Genomic DNA, 6,869 nt, shown 5'->3' on the forward strand with positions numbered 1-6,869 from the left:
ACGGCAGACACCAAGGACGGGATTTCAGGATGAGCGACGACCGACAAACACCCATCCGGCTGGACGATACCGACCGCAAAATCCTGTCCCTGCTGCAAGAGGACGCGACGCTGTCGCTCGACGACATCGCGACGCGCGTGGGGGCCTCGAAGACCCCGGTCTGGAACCGGATTCGCAAGCTGCGCGAGGCGGGGGTGATCCGCGGCCAGGTGGCATTGCTGGATCCCGATTCGCTGGGGCTGGACGCCTGCTTCTTCGTGCTGATCCGCACCAGCGAACACGATCCGGACTGGGCGCGCCGCTTCCTGGCCGCCGTGCGCGCCCGGCCCGAGGTGATCGAGGCGCACCGGCTGGCCGGCGACATCGACTATATCCTGAAGGTGCGGGTGCGCAACGCGCGGGCCTATGACCGCTTCTATCAGGCGCTGATCTCGGAGGTGCGGATCCACAACGTCACCGCGCTGCTCTCGATGGAGGAGCTGAAGGCGACCACGGCGCTGCCCTTGGACTGACCTGCGCCGGTGGCGCGGCCGCCTGGGTATTGGGACGACGAAGAAGCGGTCAGGCCAGCGCCCGAAGCGCGCCGGGCAGCGCCTCGGCGAAGGCGGCGAGTTCCGGCTCGGGTGCGCAGGAGACGCGGATGCAGCGATCCAGCGGCGCCACGCCCGGCATGCGCACGAAGACGCCGCGATCCGCCAGCGCCCGCAGCAGGGCGCCGGCGAAGGCGCCGTCGCGATGCGTGTCGAGGGCGACGAAATTCGTCGCCGAAGGCAGGGCATCCAACCCGTTCGACCGGCCGATGCCGGCGATGCGGTCGCGGGCGGCGTCGACCTCGGCGCGGACATGCGCCAGCCAGTCGCGATCCTCCAGCGCCGCCAGCGCGCCGATCTGCGCCGCGCGGTTCATGCCGAAATGGTTGCGGATGCGGTCGAAGCCGGCGATCAGCTCGGCCGGGCCGATGGCATAGCCCACCCGGGCGCCGGCCATGGCATAGGCCTTGGAGAAGGTGCGGAAACGGATCACCCGCGCGTCCTCGGGGCCGATGGCCGGAATCGCCTCGTCGGGGGCGAATTCGGCATAGGCCTCGTCCAGCACCAGAAGGGCGGTTTCGGGCAGGTCGTCCAGCATCGCCTCGATGCGGCGGCCGGGATGCCAGCTGCCCATGGGGTTGTCGGGATTGGCCAGGTAGACCAGCCGCGCGCCGTGGCGATGCGCAGCGGCGGCCAGTGCCTGCGGATCCTCGGCATCGCCGCGATAGGCCACCTTCACCAGTCGGCCGCCGAAGCCCGCGACATGGTAGTTGAAGGTCGGATAGGCGCCGTCCGAGGTCACCACCACCTCGCCCGGCGCCACCATCAGCCGCACCAGCAGACCCAGAAGCCCGTCGATGCCCTCGCCCACCATGACGTTTTCCGGCGCGACGCCATGGCGGGCGGCCAGCGCGTGGCGCAGATCGTGGCTGTCCGGGTCGCCGTATTTCCAGATCCCGGCCGTGGCGCGGATCATCGCCTCGACCGCGCGCGGCGAGGGGCCGAAGCCGTTCTCGTTGGCGCCCAGCCGGGCCCGGAAGGGGATGCCGCTGCGCCGCTCGAGCGTTTCGGGCCCGGTGAAGGGCACCACGGACGGCAGCGAGGCGGGGATCGGGGCGAAGCGGAACCGGGTCATGGCCGCAGGTGAAGCCCATTCCCGACGGCGGCGCAAGCCCCTCAGGCGCTGCCGTCCGCGGGGCGCTGCGTGGGGCCGTCCGGTTCCCCCGGCTCGGCCAGCAGGCGGCGATCCTCGTCCAGTTCCAGCCACATGGCGTTCAGCACCGCGAAGCCGGCGGCCAGCGGCAGTCCCAGGATCCAGGCGAAATACCACATGCAAAGCTCCGTTCAATAGGCGTGGCGGTCCGGGTCCTCGACGTCCTCGGGCGTCACCTTGCCCCAGAGCACGCGATAGACCCAGGCCGTATAGGCCAGGATCAGCGGCAGGAAGATCGCGCCGCAGACCAGCATCACGAACAGCGTCTGTTGCGAGGACGAGGCGTCCCAGACCGAAAGCGAGCTGTTCGGTTCGGTGTTCGAGGGCAGGATGAAGGGAAACATCACCAGCCCCACCGAGGAAATCATCCCGAAGATCGCCAGGTTCGACCAAAGCAGCGGCGAAAGCTCGCCGCGCCCGGACAGCGCCCGCCAGGCCATGAAGGTGCCCAGGAAGCCCATGACCGGCGCGACGGCGATCCAGGGCCGCGCGGCATAGGCCGCAAGCCAGCTGCCCGAGCGGGCGACCTCGTTGATCAGCGGGTTCGAAGGGCCGTTCGGATCGGGCGGCGCGACGAAGGCATAGCCCTCGATGCCGAAGGCCAGCCACAGACCGGCCAGCGCATAGCCCGCCAGCACGACCAGCGCCGCCGCCCGGCCATAGCGGCGGGCGCGGGCCTGCACCGCGTCGCCGGTTTTCAGCACCAGCCAGCCGGCGCCATGCATGATCAGCATCGCCAGCGACACCAGCCCGCAAAGCAGGGCAAAGGGCCGCAGCAGCCCGAACAGCTTGCCGAACAGCCCGCCCTCATAGATCGGCATCAGGTCGGGGGTCAGGTGGAAGGGCACGCCCAGCAGCACATTGCCGACCGCCACCCCGAACAGCAGCGCCGGCACCGTGCCGCCGATGAACAGCGCCCAGTCCCACATGGCGCGCCAGCGCGGATCGTCGCGCTTGCTGCGATACTTGAAGCCGACCGGGCGCAGGATCAGCGCCGCGAGGATCAAGAACATCGCCAGGTAGAAGCCCGAGAAACTGACGGCATAGAGCGGCGGCCAGGCGGCGAAGATCGCGCCGCCGCCCAGGATGAACCAGACCTGGTTGCCCTCCCAGACCGGGCCGACGGTGTTGATGACCACCCGCCGCTCGGCATCCGTGCGGGCGACGAAAGGCAGCAGCGCGCCGGTGCCCATGTCGAAGCCGTCGGTCAGCGCGAAGGCGATCAGCAGCACGCCCAGCAGCACCCACCAGATCAGCCGCAACGCCTCGAAGGGGATCAGCTCGAACAGGATCATGACCTCACCTCCGACCGGCCCGCCAGCCTTTGCCGGTGGCTGGCCATCCATTCCTGCGTCAGTTCGACATCCTCATGCGGGCCCTGGCGGATGAATTTCAGCATCAACCCGATCTCGACCACGAACAGCGCCGTGTAGAGCAGGCAGAAGCCGGCCAGGGTCAGCGCCACCTCGGCCACCGAAAGGTGGCTGACCGACAGCGCCGTCGGCAGCACATCCGCCACCGTCCAGGGCTGCCGGCCGAATTCGGCGACGATCCAGCCCAGCTCGGCCGCGATCCAGGGCGCGGGAATGACAAGGACCGCCAGCCGCAGCGCCCAGCGCGGGAAGCGCATGCGCCGGAACGAGGCGCGCCAGAAGAAATAGCCCATCAGGGCGATGAAGCCGAAGCCCAGCCCGACCATGATCCGGAAGGCCCAGAAGATCGGCCACACCGTCGGCACGGTATCGGCCGCCGCCCGGGCGATCTGTTCGGCCGTGGCCTGGCGCGGATCCTCGACATAGCGCTTGAGCAGCAGGGCATGGCCCAGGTCGTGTTCATGTTCGCGAAAGGCGTCGATCAGCGCCGGATCGACGTCGGCGCCGCGCTGCGCCTGGATCTGCATCATCAGGTCATAGGCGCGGATGCCGTTCTCGACCCGGGTTCTGGCCTCGGCCTCCAGCTGGTCGATGCCCTTGATCTCCTCGGTCAGCGAGCGGGTGCCGATCAGGCCCATGACATAGGGAATGTGGATCGCCCATTTCGTCTCGCGCGCCTGCTGGTCGGGCCAGCCCAGCAGGGTGAAGCTGGCCGGGGCCGGCTCGGTCTCCCACATGGCCTCGATGGCGGCCATCTTCATCTTCTGGTTCTCGCCGGCGTCATAGCCCGACTCGTCGCCCAGCACCACGACCGACAGCGCCGAGGCCAGCCCGAAGGCCGAGGCCACCGCGATCGACCGCCGCGCCAGTTCGACATGGCGCCCGCCGAGCAGGTACCAGGCCGAGACGCCCAGCACGAAGACCGAGGCGGTGACATAGCCCGCGCTGACGGTATGGACGAATTTCGCCTGCGCCACCGGGTTGAACATCACCTCGAAGAAGCTGACCAGCTCCATGCGCATGGTGATCGGGTTGAACTGCGCGCCCACCGGGAACTGCATCCAGCCGTTCGCGATCAGGATCCACAGCGCCGAGAAGTTCGAGCCGAGCGCCACCAGCCAGCCCACGACCAGGTGCTGGCGCCGGCTCAGCCGGTCCCAGCCGAAAAACCACAGCCCGACGAAGGTCGCTTCCAGGAAGAAGGCCATCAGCCCCTCGATGGCCAGCGGCGCACCGAAGATGTCGCCGACGTAATGCGAATAATAGGCCCAGTTCATGCCGAACTGGAATTCCATGGTGATGCCGGTCGCCACGCCCAGCGCGAAGTTGATGCCGAACAGCAGGCCCCAGAACTTGGTCATCTGCCGCCAGATCGGCCGCTCGGTCATGACATAGACCGTCTCCATGATGGCGACGACCACCGCCAGCCCCAGCGTCAGGGGAACGAACAGAAAGTGAAACAACGCCGTTGCAGCGAATTGCAGGCGCGATAGCTCGACGACACCCAAGTCCATGGCTCTCTCTCCTGTGCGCAGGGGAAAGCCTATACGAAACTTCGAATAAATGCAGCCTGTTTCAGGTCCGAGGGACGATGTGACGCAATCACCAGCGCAACATCGCGGCTTCGCTGCAGGATTTCGGCCATGACCTGGCGCGCGGTCCCCTCGTCCAGGCCCTCGGTCGGCTCGTCCAGCAGCAGGATCGGCGTCTTGCGCAGCAGCGCGCGGGCCAGGGCAAGGCGGCGCGCCTCTCCGCCCGACAGCCCGGCGCCGCCATCGCCCAACCGCAGGTCGAGCCCGCCGCGCAGCCGGTCCAACCGCATGGCCCGCAGGATCTCGTGCAAGGCGTCGTCATCGGCATCCGGGGCGGCCAGCGCCAGGTTCTCGCGCAGCGTGCCGGCGATCAGCGCGCTGCGCTGCGGGACCATGACTAGCACGGCGCGCAGCGCGGCTTCCGTCCAGTCCGAGACCGGCCTGCCGGCCAGGGCGATGGCGGTGTCGCCGGGCGGGACCAGCCCGGCGATCTGCGCCAGCAGGGTGGACTTGCCGCTGCCGCTGGGACCGCAAAGGCCCAGGATCTGGCCCGGCCCCAGCACCACCTCGCCCACCTGCAGGGGCAGGGCCGGGACGGCAGCGGCAGGGGCGGGCATGGCCCGGCCCAGCATCGGCGCGACGCGATCCGCCGCATCGCCGATCCGGCCCCAATCCGCGACGGCGCGGCACAGCGGCGCGACGACCTCGCCCAGGGCCATGGCGGCAAAGAAGCTCAGGGCGGCGATGGCCGGACCGAACAGGCCGGCCTCGATGCCGGCGGCGCCCAGGCCCAGGCTGCCCGCCATGGCGGCGATGCGCGCCAGGTCCAGCATCAGGGCGACGTCGCGCTCGGCCGCGTCCAGGGCCCCGGCCAGCCCCGCCGCCCGCGCCTCGGCCGCCATGGCCAGCGCCCTCTGCGCGGGCAGCCGGCCATGCATCGCCAGATCGTCCCGCGCCGCGACCAGATCCAGGGCATGGCTGCTGAAATCGCGCTCGGCCGCGGCGGCGGCGCGCGCCAGGCCAGAGGAACGGCGCAACCCCCAGGCACCGGCCGCCAGCGCCGCCAGCAGATGCGCCCCACAGACCCAGACCGCCATCTGCCAACCCGCCAGCCAGCCGATCAGCCCGGCCGCCAGCGCCAGCACTGCCAGCCCCGCGATGCCGGGCAGCACCAGCCGCAGCGGCAGCCCGTCCAGCGCATCGGTATCGGCCACCACCCGCGCCAGCGCCGGCCCCCGCCGCAGCTTCTGCAGCCGGCTCCAAGGCTCGGCGGCCAGGCCCGCCAGCACGGCACCGCGCAGCCCAGCCACGGCGCGCAGCGTCGCGTCATGGCCCAGCATCCGTTCGCCATAGCGGGCGGCGGTGCGCAGCAGCGCCAGCCCGCGCACCGAGGCCGCCGGGCGGAACACGTCGAAGACCGCCCCGGCCCCCGCCAGCCCGGCGATGGCTGTGGCGGCGATGAACCAGCCGGACAGGGCCAGCAGGCCCCAGCCCGCCAGCAGCACCAGCGCCGCCAGCGCCAAGGCCCGGCCCATGCCGCCTTCCGCCGCCATGACCCGCCAGACCCGCCGCATCACCGGCCCCCGATCCGGTATTCGCGGCCGAGGGCGGCGACCAGCGCCGGGTCATGCGTCGCCACGATCAGGCCGGCCCCGGCGCGATGCGCGGCCAGCAAGCCGCGCGTGACCTGCGCCGCCGTCGCCGCGTCCAGATCGGCCGTCGGCTCGTCGGCCAGGATCAGCGCCGGGCCGCCATGCAGCGCGCGCGCCAGGGTCAGCCGCTGCGCCTCGCCGCCCGAAAGCCCGGCGCCGCGCTCGCCCAGCCGCGTGGCCAGGCCCTGCGGCAGCCGCGCCACCAGATCCAAGGCGGCCGCCATGCGCAGGGCCGGGGCCAGATCGCCGCCGCGACCCATGCGCAGATTGGCCTCCAGCGTGTCGTCAAGGAAATGCACCGCCTGCGGCATCCAGCCCAGCCCGGCGCGCCAGGCATCGGCATTGGCCTCGGCCAGGGCCGCGCCGTCCAGCAGGATCTCGCCCTGCCCCGGCCACTCCAGCCCGGCGAGCAGGCGCAGCAGCGTGGTCTTGCCGGCGCCGTTCGGGCCGGGCGCGGCAAGCGCCGCGCCGGCGGGCAGCGCCAGATCGGCAAAGCTGATGCCACGGCCGGACAGGCCGCGCCAGGCGACCGCCGCCGCGCCCAGAGGCCGCGCCGGCGCGCCCTGCCC

7 protein-coding genes are annotated in these 6,869 nt (G+C 71.0%); 1 reads left to right on the forward strand and 6 read right to left on the reverse strand.

The features are described 5' to 3' along the window. Positions 1-29 precede the first annotated feature (29 nt). Positions 30-512, forward strand: coding sequence for an Lrp/AsnC family transcriptional regulator (locus ACFOMP_RS10525; RefSeq protein ID WP_289894396.1), 483 nt, complete (start codon positions 30-32; stop codon positions 510-512). Positions 513-561: 49 nt separating this feature from the next. Here the strand turns inward: ACFOMP_RS10525 and ACFOMP_RS10530 are convergent, their stop codons facing one another. The 6 genes from ACFOMP_RS10530 to ACFOMP_RS10555 all read right to left on the reverse strand — a co-directional run. Beyond that, the gene (locus ACFOMP_RS10530; protein ID WP_379030190.1) at positions 562-1,665 is read right to left on the reverse strand and encodes a pyridoxal phosphate-dependent aminotransferase; all 1,104 of its coding nucleotides are present in this window, start codon (positions 1,663-1,665) and stop codon (positions 562-564) included. 41 nt (positions 1,666-1,706) lie between these two features. Beyond that, the gene (gene cydX / locus ACFOMP_RS10535; RefSeq protein WP_289894398.1) at positions 1,707-1,862 is read right to left on the reverse strand and encodes a cytochrome bd-I oxidase subunit CydX; all 156 of its coding nucleotides are present in this window, start codon (positions 1,860-1,862) and stop codon (positions 1,707-1,709) included. 12 nt (positions 1,863-1,874) lie between these two features. Further along, positions 1,875-3,038, reverse strand: coding sequence for a cytochrome d ubiquinol oxidase subunit II (gene cydB, locus ACFOMP_RS10540; RefSeq protein WP_379030194.1), 1,164 nt, complete (start codon positions 3,036-3,038; stop codon positions 1,875-1,877). Beyond that, complete coding sequence (locus ACFOMP_RS10545; protein WP_379030197.1) at positions 3,035-4,630, reverse strand: cytochrome ubiquinol oxidase subunit I; 1,596 nt, start codon at positions 4,628-4,630, stop codon at positions 3,035-3,037. The genes cydB and ACFOMP_RS10545 overlap by 4 nt, the downstream gene beginning before the upstream one ends. Before the next feature lie 29 nt (positions 4,631-4,659). Beyond that, a complete protein-coding gene (locus ACFOMP_RS10550; RefSeq protein ID WP_379030200.1) occupies positions 4,660-6,222 on the reverse strand; it encodes an ATP-binding cassette domain-containing protein in 1,563 nt (520 codons plus the stop codon). Next, on the reverse strand, positions 6,222-6,869 hold a 648-nt coding region (locus ACFOMP_RS10555), incomplete at its 5' end, for an ATP-binding cassette domain-containing protein (RefSeq protein ID WP_379030203.1). The genes ACFOMP_RS10550 and ACFOMP_RS10555, both read right to left, overlap by 1 nt.

It is taken from the genome of Paracoccus simplex (assembly GCF_042648325.1).
GTDB lineage: Bacteria > Pseudomonadota > Alphaproteobacteria > Rhodobacterales > Rhodobacteraceae > Paracoccus > Paracoccus simplex.